The organism is Mesorhizobium sp. L103C105A0 (genome assembly GCF_000502215.1).
Lineage (GTDB): Bacteria > Pseudomonadota > Alphaproteobacteria > Rhizobiales > Rhizobiaceae > Mesorhizobium.
The window spans coordinates 180903-200429 of the sequence record NZ_AYXF01000003.1; the positions used below are offsets into that span (position 1 = coordinate 180903).

Here is a 19527-nt window from a genome sequence, read left to right on the forward strand (position 1 = left end):
CCCTCAGGCCGCAAGCTTCGGCGCGGCGACGGCGCTGCCGTTGCTGTCGAAGACCATGATGTGGCGCGGATCGATAAACACCTCGATCTCGGCGTCGGGCTCGAAATCGCGGATGCCGTGGGTCAGCATGACCCAGCGCGCATCGGCAAAATCGAGATGGATGAAGCTTTCCGAGCCGGTGATCTCGGTGATCGTCACCTTGGCGCGCACAGGCACCGCGGCAGCGTTGGGCCGCTCGAGCGACAGATGATGCGGCTGGAAGCCGATCGTGTAGTTGGCGTCGGAAATGCCGGCGAGTTCGGCCGGTACCGGCAGCTTGACGCCGCCCTCGAGAAGGAAATCGGGACCTTTCTTGGCCAGCACGATGGTGTTGAGCGGCGGATCGGCAAAGGTTTTCGCCGTCACCAGGTCGATCGGCTTGCGGAAGACGTCGATGGTCGGCCCGAATTGGGTGATCCGCCCCTCGGACAGCGTCGCCGTATTGCCGCCGAGCAGCAAGGCTTCATGCGGCTCGGTCGTGGCGTAGACGAAAATAGTGCCGGCGGCGGCAAATATCTTGGGCAGTTCGGCGCGCAGCTCCTCGCGCAATTTGTAGTCGAGGTTGGCGAGCGGCTCGTCGAGCAGCACCAGGCTGGCATTCTTGACGATGGCGCGGGCCAGCGCCGTACGCTGCTGCTGGCCGCCGGACAGGCTGAGCGGCGTGCGGTCGAGATAGGGTGTGAGCTTCAAAAGCCCTGCCGCGTTGCGGACTTCCTTGTCGATCTTGGCCTGGTCGTTGCCGGCGACGCGCAACGGCGAGGCGATGTTCTCGTAGACGGTCATCGCGGGGTAGTTGATGAACTGCTGATAGACCATGGCGATCTTGCGCTGCTGCACCGGCATGCCGGTGACATTCTGGCCGTCGAACCAGACTGAACCGGTGGTCGGCACGTCGAGTCCGGCCATCAGCCGCATCAGACTGGTCTTGCCCGACAGTGTCGGCCCGAGCAAAACGTTGAGCGAGCCGTGCTGAAGCGTCAGCGACACGTCGCGGATATGCTCCACCGCGCCGACCATCTTCGTCACGTTTCTCAGTTCCAGCATGATGCCTCCTCCCAGGCTTTGTGCATCAATCGCCTTCCCTATTCCGCTGCCGCGACATGGCGCCGGCTGATGCCGCGCATGAATTCGTCAAGCGCCGAGGCCTGTTCGCGGCTGAGATGCAGACCCCGCTTGGTGCGACGCCACAATACATCTTCGGCGGTCAGCGCCCATTCGTTTTCGCTGAGGTAGCGTACCTCGGCCTCATAGAGATCGGCGCCGAAATTGCGGCCGAGATCGGCGTTCGACTTGGCAAGGCCGAGCAGCACTTGCGCGCGCGTGCCGTAAAGCCTGGTCAACCGACGCGCCAGGCGCTGGTCGAGGAAAGGATAGGCGCTCTTCAGCTTCGCCACCTGGACGTCGAAACCGGTGGCCGGGAAATCGCCGCCCGGCAAGGGCGCGTTCGCCGTCCACGGCTTGCCGCGCTTGCCGAGAAAACCTTCGACCTTTTCCAGCATCGATTCCGACAACCGGCGGTAGGTGGTGATCTTGCCGCCGAAAGCGTTGACGATCGGCGCCTTGCCCCCGCCGCCATCGGCTTTCAGCACATAGTCGCGGGTCGCTTCCTGCGCCTTCGAAGCGCCGTCGTCATAGAGCGGGCGCACGGCAGAATAGGTCCAGACGATATCGGGACGCGTCACGGCTTCAGCAAAATATTCGCTCGCCGCCGCGCAGAGATAGTCGATCTCGGTGTCGCTGATCTTCACGTCATGCGGATCGCCGGGATAGTCGCGATCGGTGGTGCCGATCAGCGTAAATTCTTCCTCGTAAGGGATGGCGAAGATGATGCGCCCGTCCTTGTTCTGGAAGAAGTAGGCGCGCGGATCATCGAACTTCTTTTTGATGACGATATGACTGCCCTGCACCAGGCGCACATTGTGCACGTCGTTCTGGCCCACGGTGGTCGACAGGACGTGGTCGACCCACGGACCGGCGGCATTGACCAGCAGCCGGGCCTTGACCTCCTCTGCCTCTCCCGTCTGCACGTCTTCCACGCGGATCGCCCACAGATCGCCTTCGCGCCGCGCCCCGACGACTTTCGTGCGGGTGCGGATGGTGGCGCCGCGGTCGGCGGCGTCACGCGCGTTCAATGCCACCAGCCGGGCATCGTTGACCCAGCCGTCCGAGTACTCGAAAGCCTTGTGAAACAGCGGCTTCAGCGGCTTGCCCGCCGGATCCTTGGACATGTCCAGTGTCCGGGTCGCCGGCAGCAATTTGCGGCCACCAATATGATCGTAGAGGAACAGGCCGAGCCGGATCAGCCAGGCCGGGCGCAGGCCCTTGGCGTAGGGCAGCACGAAGCGCATCGGCCAGATGATGTGCGGCGCGTTCTTCCACAGAACCTCGCGCTCCATCAGCGCCTCGCGCACCAGCCGGAACTCGTAGAATTCGAGGTAGCGCAGACCGCCGTGGATCAGCTTGGTCGAGCCGGAGGAGGTTCCGCTGGCAAGATCGTTCATCTCGGCCAGAAATACCGAAAAGCCCCGCCCAACGGCGTCGCGGGCGATGCCGCAGCCATTGATGCCGCCACCGATGACGAAGATGTCACGGACTGCGTCCACAAAGCCCTCCCGCGATTTCGCATTGCAGCATTTTTAGGTTTTTACGAAACCGTAGCGGGATTATTTCGAAATAAGAACGAATGTCAAACGAAATGTAACGGGACCGTGATCGATAGCTTAGCCGAGCGACGTTTCGATCAATTGAACCTCCGCTTCCTCGCAGATCTTGCGCACCGACGGGATGTCGCAACGGTCGGTGATGAAGGTGTTGACTTGCGAGAGATGGCCGATGCGAACCGGCGCGGTGCGTTCGAACTTGGTCTGGTCGGAGACCAGGATGACATGCCTGGCATTGGCGATAATGGCTTGCGCCACTTTCACTTCGCGAAAGTCGAAATCGAGCAACGCGCCGTCATGGTCGATGGCCGAGGCGCCGATCACCGCATAGTCGACCTTGAACTGCCTGATGAAATCGACCGCGGCCTCGCCGACAACGCCGCCGTCGGAGCCACGCACGACGCCGCCGGCGATTACCACCTCGATCGAAGGATAGATGCGCATCCTGTTGGCAACATTGATATTATTGGTGATGACCATCAGCCCGGTATGGTCGAGCAGCGCCTTGCTGACCGACTCGGTCGTGGTGCCGATGTTGATGAACAGGGAGGCGTTGTCGGGTATCAGCCTGGCCGCCGCGCGGCCGATGGCCTCCTTCTCGTCGGCGGCAATCTTGCGGCGCGCCTCATACTCCATGTTCTCGATGCCGGACGGGAACAGGGCCCCGCCATGGATGCGCGTCAGCAGCCGCTGGTCGCAGAGATCGTTGAGGTCCTTGCGGATGGTCTGTGGCGTCACGTTGAAATGCGTGGCGAGGTCATCGACCAGCACACGGCCATGGTCCTTCGCCATCTGGATGATCTCGGCATGGCGCGGCGACAAATACACTGAGAACCTCCCGTTTTCGTTTTTCTTGTTTGTAGCTGAAAACGAAAGCAATGAAAAGGGAGACGCCGGCTAATGAAATATCGATGATTGCAAAGGCGAACCGGGCAGATACGGCTCAGACCCGCTCCGCCACCTTGCGGGTGACAGCCGCGACTTTACCTGGCGAGCGGATCATCAGGAAATTGCCGGACCAGTATCCCGGGATCCGCCAAGTGCCTTTGATCTCGGTTGCATCACCGTTGATGATGCCGCTGTAGTGAATCGGGTGCGCCTTCAATTCGGCCTTGTCGTATGTCTTGGTAAAGGAGACGGCGTTGCCCTCTCGCTGCCCCTGCAGGCTTGCGTATCTTGCCGTGCTGGTCGCCGCCGGTTCGTGGGTCATCCCCGTCAAGCTGGTTGCCGTCTCGATCAGCGTTGCAACGAAGGAAACCGGCGGCAGTTCGCGCGGATAGAAATAGCGCCCGCTCCAGACGCCCGTCAGATTCTGGCTAACCCCTTCAGCCCTTCCGGCCATATGCTTGCTCGCAAGTCCTTGCTGGCTTGCCCCGGCGGCGGCAACCACCCGGGCAATCCCTGTCAGTCCTTCGGGGATCTTGCACACTCGCAGATGACAGTGAAGGCGGTATCGACATCGGCCGCGGTTGTCTCGAACTGGCCTGCCTGGAAGCGGATGGCGACCCGCCCATCGACACGCGTCTGCGTCAGGTAGATACGGCCGTCATCGTTGATGGCGTCGACCAGACGCAGATTGTGCTCGTCGCAGTCAGCGCCGGATGTGGCGCGATGCCGGAACGAGAACAGCGACAGCATCGGCTGGCTGGCGAGCTCGAAATCCTCCTCCTCGGCCAGGCGCGCTGCTATGCCTTCGCTCCAGGCGACGTGATTGCGGATCATGGTGCGCAGCGCCTCGAGGCCATGGGCGCGCAGCAGGAACCACAGCTTCAGCGCCCGGAAGCGACGGCCGAGAGGCACCGACCATTCGGAGTAGTTGATGATGCCGTCATGGCCGCGAGTTTTCAGATAGTCCGGCTTGATCGCCAGCGTGCGCACGAGATCCTCCGGCTGGCGGACGAACTGGATCGAGCAGTCGAATTGCGCGCCCAGCCATTTGTGCGGGTTGAAGACGATCGAGTCCGCGCCCTCGACACCGGTCCAGAAATGCCGGTATTCCGGACAGATCATCGCCGATCCGGCCCAGGCGGCGTCGATATGCAGATAGAGCCCCTGGCGTTTGGCCACCGCGGCCACTTCAGCGATGTCGTCGGTGCCGCCGGTGCTGGTGCCGCCGACGCACGCGATGATGCCGGCCGGCAATAGGCCGGCGGCGCGGTCGGCAACAATCGCCGCTTCCAAAGCCGCGGTATCCATGGCGCGGTAGGTGCCGGCGACGGGAATGCGGACGAGGTTTTCCTCGCCAATGCCGGCGACCCAGATGGCGCGGTCGATCGAGGTGTGCACCTGGTCGGAGGAATAGACGCGCAGCCTGCCCTGCCCGGAAAGACCCTTCTTGTTGCCCTGCCAGTCGAGCGTGCGCTCGCGCATGGTCAACACGGCGGCCAGCGTCGCCGATGATGCGGAGTCCTGGATCACGCCGGAAAAGCCTTCGGGCAGGCCGAGCGCCTGGCGCATCCAGTCGACGATGCGCGTCTCAAGCTCTGTCGCCGCCGGCGAAGTCTGCCACAGCATGCACTGCGCGGCCATCGCAGAGACCAGATATTCGGCAACCACCGAGACGGGTGCTGCATTGGCCGGGAAATAAGCAAAGAAACGCGGATGCTGCCAATGCGTCATGCCGGGCACGATCTTGGCTTCGAAATCGGCGAAGATCGTCTCCATCGATTCCGCGGCCTCCGGCGGAGAAGCTTCGATGCTCCTGAAGATCTCGCCCGGCGCTATGGCAGGTCGCACGGGCCGATCGCGAAGGCCGGCGCGGTAATCAGCGCCCCAGTCGGCGGCGCGCCTCGACCAGTCGCGGAATTGCTCGTTGTCCATGGATCCTCCCGACGCGCCGATCAGCCAGCCGTTTGAATTTTGATTAACATGTTAAATAGAGACAGGCAACCGCGACGAAGGTTCCCGCGCTACCCCGGAAAATCCGGCAGGCTGGCAAAGGCCGTCTTCAACGCGTTCGACCAGCCCTCGGAAATAGCACGATAATATCGATCGTCCTGGCCGATGCGCTTTTTCAAACCCACCGTGAACGTGTCCTCCTCCAGGAACAGCAGGTCGAGAGGCAGGCCGACGGACAGGTTCGATTTCAGCGTCGAATCGAACGATACCAGCAAGAGCTTGACCGTTTCAGCCAGGCTCATCGTCCTTTCATAGGCACGGATGATGATCGGCTTGCCGTATTTGGTCTCGCCGATCTGGAAGAACGGCGTGTCGTCGGTCGATTCGATGAAATTGCCCTCGGGATAGATCATGAACAGCCGTGGCGGGCTGCCCTTGATCTGGCCGCCGAGGATGAAGGAGGCGTTGAAATAGGAATCCGCCTTTTCGCCGGCAGGCGACGAGCTGGCGATGACTTCCTTGACGGTGTCGCCGACCAGCCGCACCGTCTGGTACATGGATGGGGTCTCGAGCAGCGTCGCGTGGCGTTCCGCCACCGCCTTGGTGCGCTCGTCGAGCAGGCTGACCACGGCCTGCGTCGTAGCCAGATTGCCGGCCGACATCAGTACGATGACGCGCTCGCCTGGCTCTTCCCAGACATGCATCTTCTTGAAAGTGGAGATCGAATCCATCCCTGCATTGGTGCGCGTGTCCGACATGAACACAAGCCCACGATCGATCTTGAGGCCGACGCAATAAGTCATGGAATCTCTTCAGGCAGCAATCTTGCCGGAGACTACTGCTCTACCGTGACGGTGACTGCAAGCTGTTCCTCCGCCTGTCCCAGTCGAATTCCCGACACCGGCGAGGCGTCGCGATAATCACGGCCGGTGGCTACCCTGACATAGCGTTCATCGGGGGAAATGCCGTTGGCGGCGTCGAAGGCGACCCAGCCGAGACCCTGAACATGGGCTTCGGCCCAGGCATGGCTTGCCGCCTGCTCGATGGCCGCATCCATCATCAGATAGCCACTGACATAGCGGGCCGGAAAACCCATGACGCGGGCTGCGGTGACAAAGATGTGGCTGTGATCCTGGCAAACGCCGGTCTTCAGCGCCAATGCCTCTTCCGCCGGGGTCGTCACGCTGGTGGTGCCCGGCGTGTAGGCGACGCGCTCGACGATCAGGGCCATCAGCCGATGCAGCCTTTCGGTGTCGGTACCTTTGCCGACCGCCGCGGCAAGCTCGCTTATGCCCTCGCCGGGGATGGTCAAAGCTGTCTCCTGGCTGAACAGCCACAGTGGCGCAAAGCCGTGATGCGGACCCGAGACGCCCGCTGTGTCGCGGGTGACAACCTCGCCGGAGGCCTCGACGGTGATGAAGTCGCGCTCGCCCTCGACGCTCAACAGCCTGTTATCGTTGCCGAAATGGTCGTTAAAGCGGACTTCCTCGCGCGCGCCCTCGATCTTCAGCGCCCAGGACAGCACGGTCTGCGTCGGGCCACTGACCGGTAACAGGCGCAGCCGCTGCAACAGATAGTGCACCGGCGCGTCGTAGCGGTATTCGGTACGGTGGGTGATCTTGAGCCGCATGCCTATTTTCCGTTTGTAAGCATGATCTTGTCCGAAAACCGGGTCCCACTTGTCGCTAGCGCGGCCCTCCGGTTCGCGATCATGCTCAATTGAACCGGTAATCTTGTGCGATCTCTTCGCCAAGCTTGGTGTTGTCTTGAATGAACCTGGCCAGGAATTCGTGCAGGCCGGCGTCGAATATGTCCTTGATCGACCCTGCCTGCAGCATCGCCTGTGTCCTGTCGACGGTGGCGTGGCAGGCATGACGGTCGCCATAATCGTCGCCGAGGAACTTCAGATGCTCGGCGAGAAAACGATAACAGAAGGTCAGCGAGCGCGGCATGCGCACATTGAGGATCAGATAGTCGGCAATGTTGGTCGGTTTGTAGTCGGCCTCATAGACCCAGCGATAGGAACGGTGCGCCGACACCGAGCGCAGGATCGATTCCCATTGGTAGTTGTCGAGGCTCGAGCCGACCCAGGAGATCGACGGCAGCAGCACGTAGTATTTCACGTCGAGGATGCGTGCCGTGTTGTCGGCCCGCTCGACATAGGTGCCGAGCTGCGAGAAGTCGAAGATCTCGTTGCGCAGCATCGTGCCGTAGAACGAGCCGCGGATCAGCGCCGTCTCGCGTTTGATGGCGTCGAGCACACTCGGCAGGTCGCGCTCGTCGATCGGCTTTGCCAGCATGCGCTTCAGGGCCATCCAGGCTTCGTTGATGCTCTCCCAGGTCTCGCGCGTCAGCGCGGTGCGCACCATGCGGGCATTGTTGCGAGCGGTCTCGATCGCCGACATCGTGCTCGACGGGTTCGAGGTGTCGCGCAGCAGGAAGTCGGCGACGTTGGCGGCGGTATAGTCCTTGTATTTCTGCGTGAAGGTGACGTCGGAGCCGGCGCTGAGCAGCACCGAATTCCACTCTTCCGACGCGCTCTGGGTGCGGGTCAGAGCCATGCGAAGGCCGGCATCGACCAGACGCGCCATGTTTTCCGCCCGCTCGATATAGCGGTTCATCCAGTAGAGCCCGTTGGCGGTGCGGCCGAGAAGCATGTGAAGTGGCCTTCGGGCTAGTGAGTAGGGAATAGTGAGTAGGGATTAGTAAGCATTTGAATCTCTGTGGAATATGGCATTTCTTGTCCCTCTACTGCCTACTGCCTACTGCCTACTGCCTACTGCCCTATTCCCTACCTAATCGTCCAGCACCCACGTATCCTTCGTGCCGCCGCCTTGCGAGGAATTCACGACCAAAGAACCCTCCTTCAGCGCCACCCGCGTCAAGCCGCCGGGAACGATCTGGATTCGGTCGGAGACCAGAACATAGGGTCGCAAGTCGACATGGCGCGGCGACAGGCCTTTTTCTGTCAGGATCGGGCAGGTCGACAGCGCCAGCGTCGGCTGGGCGATGTAGTTGGAAGGCTTCGCCTGCAGCTTCTTGGCGAAATCCTGGCATTCCTTCTTGGTCGCAGCCGGCCCCACCAGCATGCCGTAGCCGCCGGAGCCGTGCACTTCCTTGATGACCAGCTCATGGATGTGTTCGAGCACGTATTTCAGGCTGTCGGGCTCCGAGCAGCGCCAGGTCGGGATGTTGCCGAGGATGGCTTTGCGGCCGGTGTAGAACTCGACGATGTCGGGCATGTAGGAATAAATCGCCTTGTCGTCGGCGATGCCGGTTCCCGGCGCGTTGGCGATGGTGATGTTGCCGGCGCGGTAGACGTCCATGATGCCGGGCACGCCAAGGGCCGATTCCGGCCGGAAGGTCAGCGGATCGAGGAAGGAATCGTCGACGCGCCGGTAAAGCACGTCGATCTGCTTGTAGCCTTCGGTCGTGCGCATAGCGACGTGGCCGTCTACAACGCGCAGATCCTGGCCTTCGACCAGTTGCACGCCCATCTGGTCGGCGAGGAAGGCATGTTCGAAATAGGCGGAGTTGAAGCTGCCCGGCGTCAGCACGGCAATGGTCGGTGCGCCCTTGGTGCTTTGCGGCCGCACTGCCGCCAGCGACTGGCGCAGCAATTGCGGATAATTCTCCACCGGCCGCACCTTGATCTGCTGGAACAGCTCGGGAAAGAGCTGCATCATCGTCTCGCGGTTCTCCAGCATGTAGGAGACCCCCGACGGCGTGCGCGCATTGTCCTCCAGCACGTAGAACTCGTTCTCCGAGATCCGGACGATATCGACGCCGATAATGTGGGTGTAGACGCCGGCCGGTGGCCGCACTCCGATCATTTCCGGCAGGAACGCCTCGTTCCTGGCGATCAGCTCCCTCGGCACGCGGCCGGCGCGCAGGATTTCCTGGCGGTGGTAAATGTCGTCGAGGAAAGCGTTCAGCGCCTGCACGCGCTGCTCGATGCCTTGCGTCAGCCTTCGCCATTCATTGCCGGAGATGATGCGCGGCACGATGTCGAAGGGGATCAGCCGCTCGGAGGCTTCCTGCTCGCCATAGACGGCGAAGGTAATGCCGGTCTTGCGGAAGACGCGCTCGGCGTCCTGCATCTTTTCGGTAAGCCTGGCCGGGTCCTGCTCCTTCAGCCAGCGGTCGTAAGCCGTATACGGTTGTCTAAGCCCGGAAACTTCCGGAAGCATTTCATCGAACGCTGCCAATCGCATACTCCCCTGTGACGCCATTTCACTGGCGTCGCGGGAGAAAATCAAGCGCAATCGGTGATTTGGAGGATATCGGCGATCAGTATGTTTCGACTGCCCAAAATTCGGGCAGTCGGAACGGGACCTTAATCAGGCTCTGCCTTGTCGCCGGGCAAGTGCCTGATGCGGCCATAGCAGTTCACCGTTTCATGGAAACGGCGACCTGCCATGGCTTTTTGCTTTGACGCAATTCCGGACGGAAAACCGCTTCACATTTTTCCTGGAATTGCTTTAGAAAGCGCGGAAAGTGACGACCGTGAAGGTGTCCTTGATTCCGGGAATAATCTGCACCTTCTCGTTGACGAAGTGGCCGACATCTTCCTCGTCGTCGACGTAGAATTTGGCAAGCAGGTCGTAATTGCCGGCGGTCGAGTAGATTTCCGAGGCGATTTCGGCATCGGCGAGCGCGCTGGCGACCTCATAGGACTTGCCCAGATCGCACTTTATCTGCATGAAAAACGTCTTCATTGCCGGTCCCGATCAAGCTTCAGCACTCAAGCGGCCCTTGTGGCAGACTGCCGCCCGGCTTTCAAGCATCAGGCCGAGCGCGCCTTGGCGACGGCTTGTCTCAGTTCGGACACCGGCATGCCGCGCCGATACAAGTTGCCGCCGATGACCAGGGCTGGCGTGCCGCGCAGCTTGAACGCTGTCGCCTGGGTTTCAGTGCGGACAAGGGCAGCGTCGATGTCGGGTTCACGGATGGCGAGGTCGGCACGCACCATGGCCACATCGACACCGACGGAAGAAAGGATGTCGTTGGTGCGGCGTTCCGAAAGGCCGCGCTGGTTGGTCATCAGCGCATCGACCGCCGCGGCATAGTGTTCGCCGCTCAACAGCGCCACCCGCGCCGCGTCGCGCGACACGTCGCCGAAGATCGGCCAGTCCTTCATCACAAGCCGAACGCCGCTGTCCTCTTCCATCAACTTCTTCAGTTCGACGAAGACGAGCTTGCAGATCGGGCACTGATAGTCGACGAATTCGGCGATGGTGACGTCGCCATCGGGGTTGCCGAGCGCTGGAATGGCGGGATCGAAGGCGACTTCCGTGACGGTCGGCCCAGTGCTTGCCCAGGCGGGCAAGGGAGCCAAAACTGCGAGGCTTGCCGCGCCCTTCAGCAAAACGCGCCGGTCGATCGGCTGCTTGAACATGGTCGTCCCCTGGTTGCGCGAACGGGTCCCCACCCGTCCCTACGATGCGCGCCCCGCGTTAAAGGAGGCTTAAGCATGATCTTGTGGCACTTGCGTGGCAAATATTGCGGTTGCTGAAACCGTGAGGCTCCGCCAAGCGTATGGTATGATGCGTCCCGGGACAGGTTTTGTTGAGGACAATGGAGACAGGCCATGCGCCGCATCGCATTCGCAGTCGTTTCATTGCTGTTCGCGTTGTTCGTCTCGGCAGCCCTTGCCGGCGACGCCGAAGTCAAGGCCGGCCAGGCCGTCATCGATGGTCAGTTGAAGGCGCTCATCGCCAATGATGGCGCCAAGGCGTACAGTTTCGCCGCTCCAAATGTGAAGCGCATCTTTCCGACCGTCGACACCTTCATGAACATGGTGACCAACGGCTATCCGCCGGTGCGCCAGCCGCAGAGCTATTCCTTCGGCAAGGTCGAGCAGATGGGGCCAACTTCGCTAATCCAGCAAGTGCTGATCGTCGGACCCGACGGCAAGGACTATGAGGCGGTCTACACGCTGGAACAGCAGCCCGACGGCAGCTTTCAAATCACCGGCTGCAGCTTGCGCGCAGCGAATTCGCTCAGCACCTAGATGTGCTTATAGCACCGGAATATCGCCCCTCGCCCATCCCTCTGAAATGTCTGATGTGCGCGCCTCGAAGGCCTTTGCCTCGATCGCGGCGCGAACGTCCTGCATCAGCTTCTGATAGTAAGACAGGTTGTTCCAGGTCAGAAGCATCGCGCCCAGCGCCTCCTGCGAGCGCACGAGATGATGCAGATAGGCGCGTGAATAGTCGCGTGCCGCCGGGCAGTCACTCTCCTCGTCCAGCGGCCGCGGATCGTCCGCATGGCGGGCATTCCTTAGATTGACCTTGCCGCGCCTGGTATAGGCCAGGCCATGGCGGCCGGCGCGGGTCGGCATCACGCAGTCGAACATGTCGATGCCGCGCGCCACCGATTTCACGATGTCGTCCGGCGTGCCGACGCCCATGAGATATCGAGGCTTGTTGTCAGGCAATTCCGGACAGGTGATCTCCAGCATATCCAGCATCACCGCTTGCGGTTCGCCGACGGCCAGGCCGCCGACCGCATAGCCCTTCAGCTCCATCGCGCTCAGCGCCTGCGCCGAACGCACCCTGAGAGCTGCGTTGTCGCCACCCTGGACGATGCCGAACATGGCCTTGCCGGGCTGGTCGCCGAACGCTGTCTTGCAGCGCTCGGCCCAGCGCAGCGACAGCTCCATCGCGCGCTCGATCTGCTTGAGGTCGGCCGGCAGCGCTGTGCATTCGTCGAGCTGCATCTGGATGTCGGAATCGAGCAGGCCCTGGATCTCGATCGAGCGCTCCGGCGACATCTCGTAGGCAGCGCCGTCAATGTGCGAGCGAAAGGTGACGCCCTTCTCGGTCAATTTTCTGAGCTTCGACAGCGACATGACCTGAAAACCCCCACTGTCGGTCAGGATCGGCTGTGGCCAGCGGGCGAACTCATGCAGGCCGCCAAGCCGCGCCACGCGCTCGGCGCCTGGCCGCAGCATAAGATGATAGGTATTGCCCAGAATGACGTCGGCGCCGACGCCGCGCACCTGGTCCATATACATGGCCTTGACCGTGCCGCCGGTGCCGACCGGCATGAAGGCCGGCGTGCGGATTTCGCCGCGCGGCATGGTGATGGAACCGCGCCGCGCCTTGCCGTCGGTGGCGAGGATCTTGAAGGTGAATGTCTCAGCCATTGAATTCCTTGTCATGGACAGGCGCGCCTGGCGCCTGCCTGTCGAGCGACTGGCGGTATTGGATGCAGCCGCGCATGAATTTCGGCCATGGCGGCACGGCAATCGATGGATCGGTCTTTTCCGGCAGCAGGTCCCACAGGTTGGGATGATGCCAGCATAAATCATGGCCGGTAGAATCTCGGTGCTGGCGAATGCCGGCACGCAATTTCTTCACTTCGGCGATCAGGCTTTCGCGATCAAAGGCCTGCAGGTCATCGTCCATCGCTCATCTCCGCTCGATAAAGCAGGCTTGCATCTCCGTAGGAATAGAACCTGTAATCGTTCCCGATGGCATGAGCATAGGCCGCACGCATCGTATCTAGGCCGCTGAAGGCCGAAACCAGCATGAACAGCGTCGAACGCGGCAGATGGAAATTGGTCATCAGCAGGTCGGCGGTCTTGAACCGATAGCCCGGCGTGATGAAGATGTCGGTCGGGCCGGACCAGGCGGTCAGCGAGCCATCAGGCCGTGCCGCGCTCTCCAGCAGGCGCAGCGAGGTCGTGCCGACAGCGATGATGCGCCCGCCCCGCGCCTTGGCGCCATTCAGAGCGTCGGCTGTTGCTTCGCTGACCGAGCCGGTCTCGGCATGCATCTTGTGGTCAGCGGTGTCGTCCGCCTTGACCGGCAGGAAGGTGCCGGCGCCGACATGCAAGGTGACGAAGCGGCGTTCGATGCCTTTTGCATCCAGCGCGGCAAACAGCTCCGGCGTAAAATGCAGGCCTGCGGTGGGGGCAGCGACTGCGCCCTCCTCCTTGGCATAGATTGTCTGGTAATCCGTCAGGTCGCGTGCGTCGTCGTCGCGCTTGGAGGCGATATAGGGGGGCAGCGGGATGTGGCCGACGGCGCGCAGCGCTTCGTCGAGAAATGGGCCGGAGAGGTCGAAGCCGAGCAACGCCTCGCCGGCGTCGCCCTTCTCGATCACCGTGGCGTCGAGTTGGCCGAGAAAACAGGAATTGCCGTCATGGCCGAAATGGATGCGGTCGCCGGCGGCGATGCGCTTGCCCGGCCGCATGAAGGCCAGCCAGCGGTCCGGCGCCATGCGCATATGCAGCGTGGCGTCGACCTGCGCCTGCGCTTCGCCGCGCCGCCTGATGCCTCTCAACTGGGCAGGAATGACCTTGGTGTCGTTGAAGACCAGCACGTCGCCCGTTCTGAGCAAGGACGGAAGGTCGCGCACCGCGCGGTCCGCAAAGTCTTCGCCTGGCCTGACCACCAGCATTCTGGCGCTGTCGCGCGGCTCGGCCGGGCGCAGCGCGATGCGCTCCTCCGGCAGGTCGAAGTCGAAGAGATCGACGCGCATCAGTAGAGCCGGACGAGCAGCGCTCCGGCCAACAGCAGCACCGCGCCGGCGATGCGGCCGAGCGAAATCTCGCGCACCGCCACGCCGAGAAAGCCGACGCGATCGATCAGCATGCCGGCCAGCAACTGGCCGGCAACCAGGAACGCCATCAACGCGGCTGCACCAATGCGCGGCGTAAGAATGGTTGACAGGGTAACATAGAAACCGCCGAGCATGCCGCCGGCGATGAACAGCCAAGGCGCCGGCGCCTTCCAGTCGAGCGAGATGTCCTGCAGCCGCACAACGGCAATGGAGATGATACCAAGCACGATCGCGCCCGACAGGAACGAAAACGCAGCAGCCGCGACCGGGAGTCCCAGGCCGCGCGCCAGCTGCGAGTTGATCGGCGCCTGGACGGCGATGAAGGCGCCTGACAGGATGCCGAGCAGCGACCAGACCAAGCCCATCATCTTCGTTTGTCCTTACCTGACGTCGGCCGCGACCTTCAGCGACACGATCTTGTCGGGATCGACCACCGGCTCGCCGCGCTTGATCTTGTCGACATTGTCCATGCCTTCGATGACCTGGCCCCAGACCGTGTACTGGCGGTTGAGGAAAGCGGCATCGTCGAAGCAGATGAAGAACTGCGAATTGGCCGAGTTCGGGTTCTGCGAACGGGCCATCGAGCAGGTGCCGCGGCCATGGTTGGCGTTGGAGAACTCAGCCTTCAGGTCCGGCTTTTCCGAGCCGCCCATGCCCGCACGCGACGGCGCGAAGGTCGGCTTCGACGAATTGCCGAACTTCACGTCGCCGGTCTGCGCCATGAAGCCTTCGATGACGCGGTGGAAGACCACGCCGTCATAGGCGCCTTCGCGGGCCAGTTCCTTGATGCGGGCAACGTGGCCGGGAGCCAAATCGGGGAACAGTTCGATGACGACCTTGCCCTTGGTCGTTTCCAGGATGAGCGCGTTCTCGCGGTCCTTGATCTCAGCCATGTCGTATATCCTTTATCTCAGAAAACAGATTGATTTGATTGGTTTACTTGTCGGCGGCGATGCGTACCTTGATCATGCGGTCGGGCTCGCTGACCGTGCCGTTGTCGGCCTCGTTGCCCTTCTTGATCTTGTCCACCAGCTCCATGCCGCTGACGACACTGCCAACGATGGTGTACTGGCCATCGAGGTTCGGCGCCGGCGCGAACATGATGAAGAACTGCGAATTGGCGGAGTTCGGGTCCTGCGAGCGGGCCATGCCGAGCGTGCCGCGCTTGAAATGTTCGCTCTGCGAGAATTCGGCCGGCAGATCGGGCAGGTCTGAACCGCCGGTGCCGACGGCCTCGGGGCTGAACCCCTTCTTCATGTTGCCGAACTTGACGTCGCCGGTCTGCGCCATAAAGCCGTTGATGACCCGGTGGAATGCGACATCGTTATAAGCGCCTTCACGCACCAGCTTCTTGATCTGCGCGACATGCTTGGGTGCCAGGTCGGGGCGTAGCGCGATGGTGACGTCGCCGTTCTTCAAGGTGATGACCATGGTGTTTTCCGGTTCGGCGGCGAAGGCCGAAACGGATGCGGTCACGAGACCGGCAAGCACGACGAGGAACGAGGCGAGCTTTTTCAGCTGCATAAGGGATCTCCGAAGGTCTTTGTTAGGGTGCATGTCGTTGCCCCAAAACCGGCATCCACTTTTGGGCGACATGCACTATTTCGCGAATTTGGCGGTGAGCGCGCCGGCAACGGCGGCCGGTACGAAGGGACGGATGTCTCCGCCCATCGAGGCTATCTGGCGCACAAGTGTGGCGGTAATGGTGCGTACCGATGGGCTGGCGGGCAGAAAAACCGTCTGCAGTTCCGGCGCCATGGTCTCGTTCATGCCGGCCATCTGCATCTCGTAATCGAGATCGGTGCCGTCGCGCAGGCCGCGGATCATGATCGAGGCGCCATGCTTGCGGGCCGCGTCGATGACCAGCCCGTCAAAGGCGACGACCTTGATCCGGTCGCCGTCGCGGCCAAAGTCGGCCTTGGTCGCGGCCTCGATCAGCTTCACCCGTTCGTCGAAGGAAAACAGCGGCGTCTTGCCGGGGTGGGTGCCGATCGCCGCATAAACCGTGTCGGCGACAGCCAGCGATGCCTTCAGGACATCGAGATGGCCGTTGGTCAGCGGGTCGAAGGAGCCGGCATAAAGGGCGATGCGATCGGTCATGGGAGGTGCTTCTAGCGGGGCATTGGGCGGAAGGCAAATGCGATTGGGAACATCTGCGTGAACCTTTTCGCAGACATGAACGACAGATGAATGCCTTGATCACGAAGACTTCACGCCGCGTTCGCTAGTTTGCACTTCGGAAGATGAAACCAAAACCCGATCTAACCGTTGGATAGGCGCAGGAGAACACGCACATGCTGATCTACATGCTCGCCACCTCAATGACCGTCGCCATGCTGATCGCCACCGCATTCGGATTGCATAGCGAGGCAGAGCGCGTCCGTGTCCGCACAAAGCGGTTCGAAGGTTTCGGCGCTCGCTGGCCCCACCGTCGCCCCTGATTTATTGCTAGTTTCTTGTTTGCGCCGGCCCATCGGGCCGGCGTTGTTGGTCAAAACCTATTCGGCGCTGTCCGGTACGGCATCTCCGGCGCCGGCCTCAATGACACTCTCTTCGACATCCTCGTCGGCCTGCGGCTCCGAGATCCGTTCGACCGAAACCACCTTTTCGCCTTCGGCGGTGTTGAAGATGGTCACGCCCTTGGTGGCGCGGCTGGCGAAACGGATACCGTTGACCGGCACCCGGATGACCGTGCCGCCGTCCGAAACCAGCATGATCTGGTCGTCATTGCCGACCGGGAAAGTCGCCACCAGCTGGCCGATCTCGGCCACCTTCGACACGTCGGTGGCGCGGATGCCCTTGCCGCCGCGTCCGGTCAGGCGGAAATCGTAGGATGACGAGCGCTTGCCGTAGCCATATTCGGTCACCGTCAGCACAAATTGCTCATGCGCCTTGAGCTCTTCGTAACGGCTGTCGGAAAGCTCGGTCTCCTCGCCAATCTCCTCATTGGTGAGTGCAATCTCTTCTTCCTCGCCGGTCACCTCGGCGGCAAGCCGCCGCTCCAGTGCTGCCCGCTTGAGGTAGGCGGAGCGTTCCGCCGGCGAAGCATCGACATGCTCGATCACCGACATGGAGATGATGCGGTCGGTCTCGGCCATGCTTATGCCGCGCACGCCGACCGAATTGCGGCTCTGGAAGACGCGCACATCGCCAACGCGGAAGCGGATGCACTGGCCGGAGCTGGCGGTCAAAAGCACATCGTCATTGTCTGTGCAGGTCTCGACGCCGAGGATCTCGTCGCCCTCCTCCTCCAGCTTCATGGCGATCTTGCCGTTGCGGTTGACCTGGACGAATTCGGACAGCTTGTTGCGGCGCACGGTGCCGCGCGTGGTGGCGAACATGACGTCGAGTTCGCCCCAGCTGGTCTCGTCCTCGGGCAGCGGCATGATGGTGGTGATGCGCTCGCCCTGCTCCAGCGGCAGCATGTTGATCAGCGCCTTGCCGCGCGACTGCGGATTGCCGATTGGCAGCCGCCAGACCTTTTCCTTGTAGACGATGCCGCGCGAGGAGAAGAACAGCACCGGCGTATGCGTGTTGGCCACAAACAGCCGGGTGACGAAATCCTCTTCCTTGGTCGACATGCCGGAGCGGCCCTTGCCGCCGCGGCGTTGCGCCCGGTAGAGCGACAGCGGCACGCGCTTGATGTAGCCGGAATGGCTGACGGTGACGACCATGTCCTCGCGCTGGATCAGGTCCTCGTCTTCCATGTCGGCGCCGCCGTCGGTGAGCTCGGTGCGGCGCGGCGTGCCGAACTCGTCGCGCACGGCGGCAAGCTCGTCCTTGACGATCTGTTGGATGCGGGCGCGGGACGACAGAATGTCGAGGTAATCCTTGATCTCGTCGCCGATGGTGTTCAGCTCGTCGGCGATTTCGTCACGGCCGAGCGCGGTCAGGCGCTGCAGGCGCAGTTCGAGGATTGCGCGCGCCTGTTCCTCGGAGAGGTTGTAGGTGCCATCCTCGTTGATGCGATGGCGCGGATCGTCGATAAGCAGAATCAATGACTCCACGTCGCCGGAGGGCCAGCGCCGCTCCATCAACTGCTCGCGCGCCGTCTGCGGATCGGGCGCGGTGCGGATCAGCTTGATCACTTCGTCGATGTTGGCGACGGCGATGGCAAGGCCGACCAGCACGTGGGCGCGGTCGCGCGCCTTGCGCAGCAGGAATTTCGTGCGCCGGCTAATCACCTCTTCGCGGAAGCCGACAAACGCCTTCAGCATGTCGGTCAGGTTCATCACTTCCGGCTTGCCGCCGTTCAGCGCCACCATATTGGCGCCGAAGGAGGTCTGCAGCGGCGTGAAGCGGTAAAGCTGGTTGAGAATGACGTCGGCGACAGCGTCGCGCTTCAGCTCGATGACGACGCGGTAGCCCTGGCGGTCGCTTTCGTCGCGAATGTCGGAAATGCCTTCGATGCGCTTGTCGCGCACCAGCTCGGCCATTTTCTCGATCATCGAGGCCTTGTTCACCTGGTAGGGAACCTCGGTGATGATGATCGATTCACGGTCGTTTCCGCGCTGTTCGACATTGACCTTGCCGCGCATGACGATCGAGCCACGGCCAGTCGCATAGGCGCTGTAGATGCCGGAACGGCCGAGCACGATGCCGCCGGTCGGGAAATCGGGACCCGGAATGATCTCCATCAGCGCCGGCAAATCGATCGCCGGATTGTCGATGATGGCGATGGCGCCGTTGCAGATCTCGGCCAGATTGTGCGGCGGGATGTTGGTGGCCATGCCGACGGCGATGCCGCCGGAACCGTTGACCAGAAGATTGGGGAAGCGGGCCGGCAGCACCTTCGGTTCGGTGTCGGAGGCGTCATAAGTCTCCTGGAAATCGACGGTTTCCTTGTCGATGTCCTCCAAGAGTTCATGCGCGACCTTGGTCAGCCGGGATTCGGTGTAGCGCATCGCCGCCGGCGGATCGCCGTCGATGGAGCCGAAATTACCCTGCCCGTCGATCAGCGGCACGCGCAGCGACCAGTCCTGCGCCATGCGCACCAAGGCGTCGTAGATCGAGGCGTCGCCATGCGGATGGTATTTACCCATCACGTCGGCGACCGGGCGGGCCGACTTCACATATTTGCGGTTCCAGTGATAGCCGCTCTCATGCGCCGCATAGAGAATGCGGCGGTGCACCGGCTTCAGGCCGTCGCGCACATCGGGCAGCGCACGGCTGACGATCACGCTCATGGCATAAGAGAGGTAGGAGCTCTGCATCTCCTCGATGATGGAGATGGGCTCGATGCCGGTAGGGCCGCCGTCGGCGCCGCGCGGGGGTTTTTGGTCGGTCAAATCGGATCACAATCTAATCAGGAATCACTGACCGCTTATATAGGAAGCACGGCCGAAACTCCAATATTCGTGGTGGTTTTCCAACGACAATTTTGGCGGTAATTTCAAATGGATACCGTTGATTGCGACGA

The 19527-nt window shown here is 62.0% G+C and carries 21 protein-coding genes; 2 read left to right on the forward strand and 19 right to left on the reverse strand.

Annotated features, from left to right (window positions below; all coding sequences use genetic code 11):
* Window positions 1-3: 3 nt before the first annotated feature.
* The 11 genes from X727_RS153250 to X727_RS153200 form a co-directional block, all read right to left on the reverse strand.
* Window positions 4-1083, reverse strand: a complete 1080-nt coding sequence (locus X727_RS153250; protein WP_023670973.1) for an ABC transporter ATP-binding protein — start codon at window positions 1081-1083, stop codon at window positions 4-6.
* 38 nt (window positions 1084-1121) lie between these two features.
* The gene (glpD, locus tag X727_RS153245; protein ID WP_023712375.1) at window positions 1122-2642 is read right to left on the reverse strand and encodes a glycerol-3-phosphate dehydrogenase; all 1521 of its coding nucleotides are present in this window, start codon (window positions 2640-2642) and stop codon (window positions 1122-1124) included.
* 117 nt (window positions 2643-2759) lie between these two features.
* Window positions 2760-3527: a DeoR/GlpR family DNA-binding transcription regulator gene (locus X727_RS153240; RefSeq protein ID WP_023670971.1), complete on the reverse strand. Its 768-nt coding sequence runs from the start codon at window positions 3525-3527 to the stop codon at window positions 2760-2762.
* Between the two features lie 115 nt (window positions 3528-3642).
* Complete coding sequence (locus X727_RS153235; protein ID WP_023693406.1) at window positions 3643-4089, reverse strand: hypothetical protein; 447 nt, start codon at window positions 4087-4089, stop codon at window positions 3643-3645.
* Between the two features lie 14 nt (window positions 4090-4103).
* Window positions 4104-5519 carry a pyridoxal-dependent decarboxylase gene (locus X727_RS153230; protein ID WP_023834125.1) on the reverse strand — a complete coding sequence of 472 codons (1416 nt, stop codon included), beginning with the start codon at window positions 5517-5519 and terminating at the stop codon, window positions 4104-4106.
* Window positions 5520-5608: 89 nt separating this feature from the next.
* Window positions 5609-6340 (reverse strand): peptidase, encoded by a 732-nt coding sequence (locus X727_RS153225; protein WP_023684646.1) that lies wholly within the window; start codon window positions 6338-6340, stop codon window positions 5609-5611.
* A 32-nt stretch (window positions 6341-6372) separates the two neighbouring features.
* On the reverse strand, window positions 6373-7167 hold the full coding sequence (locus X727_RS153220) for a transglutaminase family protein (RefSeq protein ID WP_023834126.1): 795 nt from the start codon (window positions 7165-7167) through the stop codon (window positions 6373-6375).
* Between the two features lie 85 nt (window positions 7168-7252).
* On the reverse strand, window positions 7253-8194 hold the full coding sequence (locus tag X727_RS153215) for an alpha-E domain-containing protein (RefSeq protein ID WP_023693403.1): 942 nt from the start codon (window positions 8192-8194) through the stop codon (window positions 7253-7255).
* Between the two features lie 138 nt (window positions 8195-8332).
* The gene (locus X727_RS153210; protein ID WP_023688618.1) at window positions 8333-9745 is read right to left on the reverse strand and encodes a circularly permuted type 2 ATP-grasp protein; all 1413 of its coding nucleotides are present in this window, start codon (window positions 9743-9745) and stop codon (window positions 8333-8335) included.
* Window positions 9746-10018: 273 nt separating this feature from the next.
* Window positions 10019-10255, reverse strand: coding sequence for an Lrp/AsnC family transcriptional regulator (locus X727_RS153205; protein ID WP_023670963.1), 237 nt, complete (start codon window positions 10253-10255; stop codon window positions 10019-10021).
* A gap of 68 nt (window positions 10256-10323) precedes the next feature.
* Entirely contained in the window at window positions 10324-10935 is a 612-nt protein-coding gene (locus X727_RS153200; RefSeq protein ID WP_023834127.1) for a DsbA family protein, read from the reverse strand.
* Between the two features lie 192 nt (window positions 10936-11127).
* On the opposite strand from X727_RS153200, the gene X727_RS153195 reads away from it, so the two are divergent.
* On the forward strand, window positions 11128-11550 hold the full coding sequence (locus tag X727_RS153195) for a DUF4864 domain-containing protein (RefSeq protein WP_023670961.1): 423 nt from the start codon (window positions 11128-11130) through the stop codon (window positions 11548-11550).
* Between the two features lie 6 nt (window positions 11551-11556).
* Here X727_RS153195 and tgt read toward each other — a convergent pair whose 3' ends face one another.
* The 7 genes from tgt to coaD form a co-directional block, all read right to left on the reverse strand.
* Complete coding sequence (gene tgt / locus X727_RS153190; protein WP_023834128.1) at window positions 11557-12687, reverse strand: tRNA guanosine(34) transglycosylase Tgt; 1131 nt, start codon at window positions 12685-12687, stop codon at window positions 11557-11559.
* Complete coding sequence (locus tag X727_RS153185) at window positions 12680-12949, reverse strand: hypothetical protein (RefSeq protein WP_023684641.1); 270 nt, start codon at window positions 12947-12949, stop codon at window positions 12680-12682. The genes tgt and X727_RS153185 overlap by 8 nt, the downstream gene beginning before the upstream one ends.
* Entirely contained in the window at window positions 12939-14027 is a 1089-nt protein-coding gene (gene queA / locus X727_RS153180) for a tRNA preQ1(34) S-adenosylmethionine ribosyltransferase-isomerase QueA (protein WP_023834129.1), read from the reverse strand. The genes X727_RS153185 and queA overlap by 11 nt, the downstream gene beginning before the upstream one ends.
* On the reverse strand, window positions 14027-14476 hold the full coding sequence (locus X727_RS153175; protein WP_023684639.1) for a DMT family transporter: 450 nt from the start codon (window positions 14474-14476) through the stop codon (window positions 14027-14029). The genes queA and X727_RS153175 overlap by 1 nt, the downstream gene beginning before the upstream one ends.
* A gap of 12 nt (window positions 14477-14488) precedes the next feature.
* Window positions 14489-15001 carry a peptidylprolyl isomerase gene (locus tag X727_RS153170; protein WP_023693397.1) on the reverse strand — a complete coding sequence of 171 codons (513 nt, stop codon included), beginning with the start codon at window positions 14999-15001 and terminating at the stop codon, window positions 14489-14491.
* Between the two features lie 43 nt (window positions 15002-15044).
* The gene (locus X727_RS153165; RefSeq protein WP_245274165.1) at window positions 15045-15539 is read right to left on the reverse strand and encodes a peptidylprolyl isomerase; all 495 of its coding nucleotides are present in this window, start codon (window positions 15537-15539) and stop codon (window positions 15045-15047) included.
* Between the two features lie 168 nt (window positions 15540-15707).
* Window positions 15708-16208, reverse strand: a complete 501-nt coding sequence (gene coaD / locus X727_RS153160) for a pantetheine-phosphate adenylyltransferase (RefSeq protein WP_023834131.1) — start codon at window positions 16206-16208, stop codon at window positions 15708-15710.
* 194 nt (window positions 16209-16402) lie between these two features.
* Between coaD and X727_RS1000000166335 the strand changes: the two genes are divergently transcribed.
* Window positions 16403-16549: a hypothetical protein gene (locus X727_RS1000000166335; protein ID WP_023834132.1), complete on the forward strand. Its 147-nt coding sequence runs from the start codon at window positions 16403-16405 to the stop codon at window positions 16547-16549.
* Window positions 16550-16606: 57 nt separating this feature from the next.
* On the opposite strand, the gene gyrA is transcribed toward X727_RS1000000166335, so the two are convergent.
* Window positions 16607-19396 (reverse strand): DNA gyrase subunit A, encoded by a 2790-nt coding sequence (gene gyrA / locus X727_RS153155; protein WP_023834133.1) that lies wholly within the window; start codon window positions 19394-19396, stop codon window positions 16607-16609.
* Window positions 19397-19527 lie beyond the last annotated feature (131 nt).

What these genes read in the sequence shown, in the direction of transcription:
- X727_RS153230 (WP_023834125.1), bottom strand. Translation starts at nt 5,519, where the DNA reads ATGGACAACGAGCAATTCCGCGACTGGTCGAGGCGCGCCGCCGACTGG.
- X727_RS153165 (WP_245274165.1), bottom strand. Translation starts at nt 15,539, where the DNA reads ATGGTCATCACCTTGAAGAACGGCGACGTCACCATCGCGCTACGCCCC.
- X727_RS153205 (WP_023670963.1), bottom strand. Translation starts at nt 10,255, where the DNA reads ATGAAGACGTTTTTCATGCAGATAAAGTGCGATCTGGGCAAGTCCTAT.
- X727_RS153170 (WP_023693397.1), bottom strand. Translation starts at nt 15,001, where the DNA reads ATGGCTGAGATCAAGGACCGCGAGAACGCGCTCATCCTGGAAACGACC.
- X727_RS153250 (WP_023670973.1), bottom strand. Translation starts at nt 1,083, where the DNA reads ATGCTGGAACTGAGAAACGTGACGAAGATGGTCGGCGCGGTGGAGCAT.
- tgt (WP_023834128.1), bottom strand. Translation starts at nt 12,687, where the DNA reads ATGGCTGAGACATTCACCTTCAAGATCCTCGCCACCGACGGCAAGGCG.
- X727_RS153175 (WP_023684639.1), bottom strand. Translation starts at nt 14,476, where the DNA reads ATGATGGGCTTGGTCTGGTCGCTGCTCGGCATCCTGTCAGGCGCCTTC.
- queA (WP_023834129.1), bottom strand. Translation starts at nt 14,027, where the DNA reads ATGCGCGTCGATCTCTTCGACTTCGACCTGCCGGAGGAGCGCATCGCG.
- X727_RS153225 (WP_023684646.1), bottom strand. Translation starts at nt 6,340, where the DNA reads ATGACTTATTGCGTCGGCCTCAAGATCGATCGTGGGCTTGTGTTCATG.
- X727_RS153200 (WP_023834127.1), bottom strand. Translation starts at nt 10,935, where the DNA reads ATGTTCAAGCAGCCGATCGACCGGCGCGTTTTGCTGAAGGGCGCGGCA.
- coaD (WP_023834131.1), bottom strand. Translation starts at nt 16,208, where the DNA reads ATGACCGATCGCATCGCCCTTTATGCCGGCTCCTTCGACCCGCTGACC.
- X727_RS153195 (WP_023670961.1), top strand. Translation starts at nt 11,128, where the DNA reads ATGCGCCGCATCGCATTCGCAGTCGTTTCATTGCTGTTCGCGTTGTTC.
- X727_RS153220 (WP_023834126.1), bottom strand. Translation starts at nt 7,167, where the DNA reads ATGCGGCTCAAGATCACCCACCGTACCGAATACCGCTACGACGCGCCG.
- X727_RS1000000166335 (WP_023834132.1), top strand. Translation starts at nt 16,403, where the DNA reads ATGCTGATCTACATGCTCGCCACCTCAATGACCGTCGCCATGCTGATC.
- X727_RS153215 (WP_023693403.1), bottom strand. Translation starts at nt 8,194, where the DNA reads ATGCTTCTCGGCCGCACCGCCAACGGGCTCTACTGGATGAACCGCTAT.
- X727_RS153185 (WP_023684641.1), bottom strand. Translation starts at nt 12,949, where the DNA reads ATGGACGATGACCTGCAGGCCTTTGATCGCGAAAGCCTGATCGCCGAA.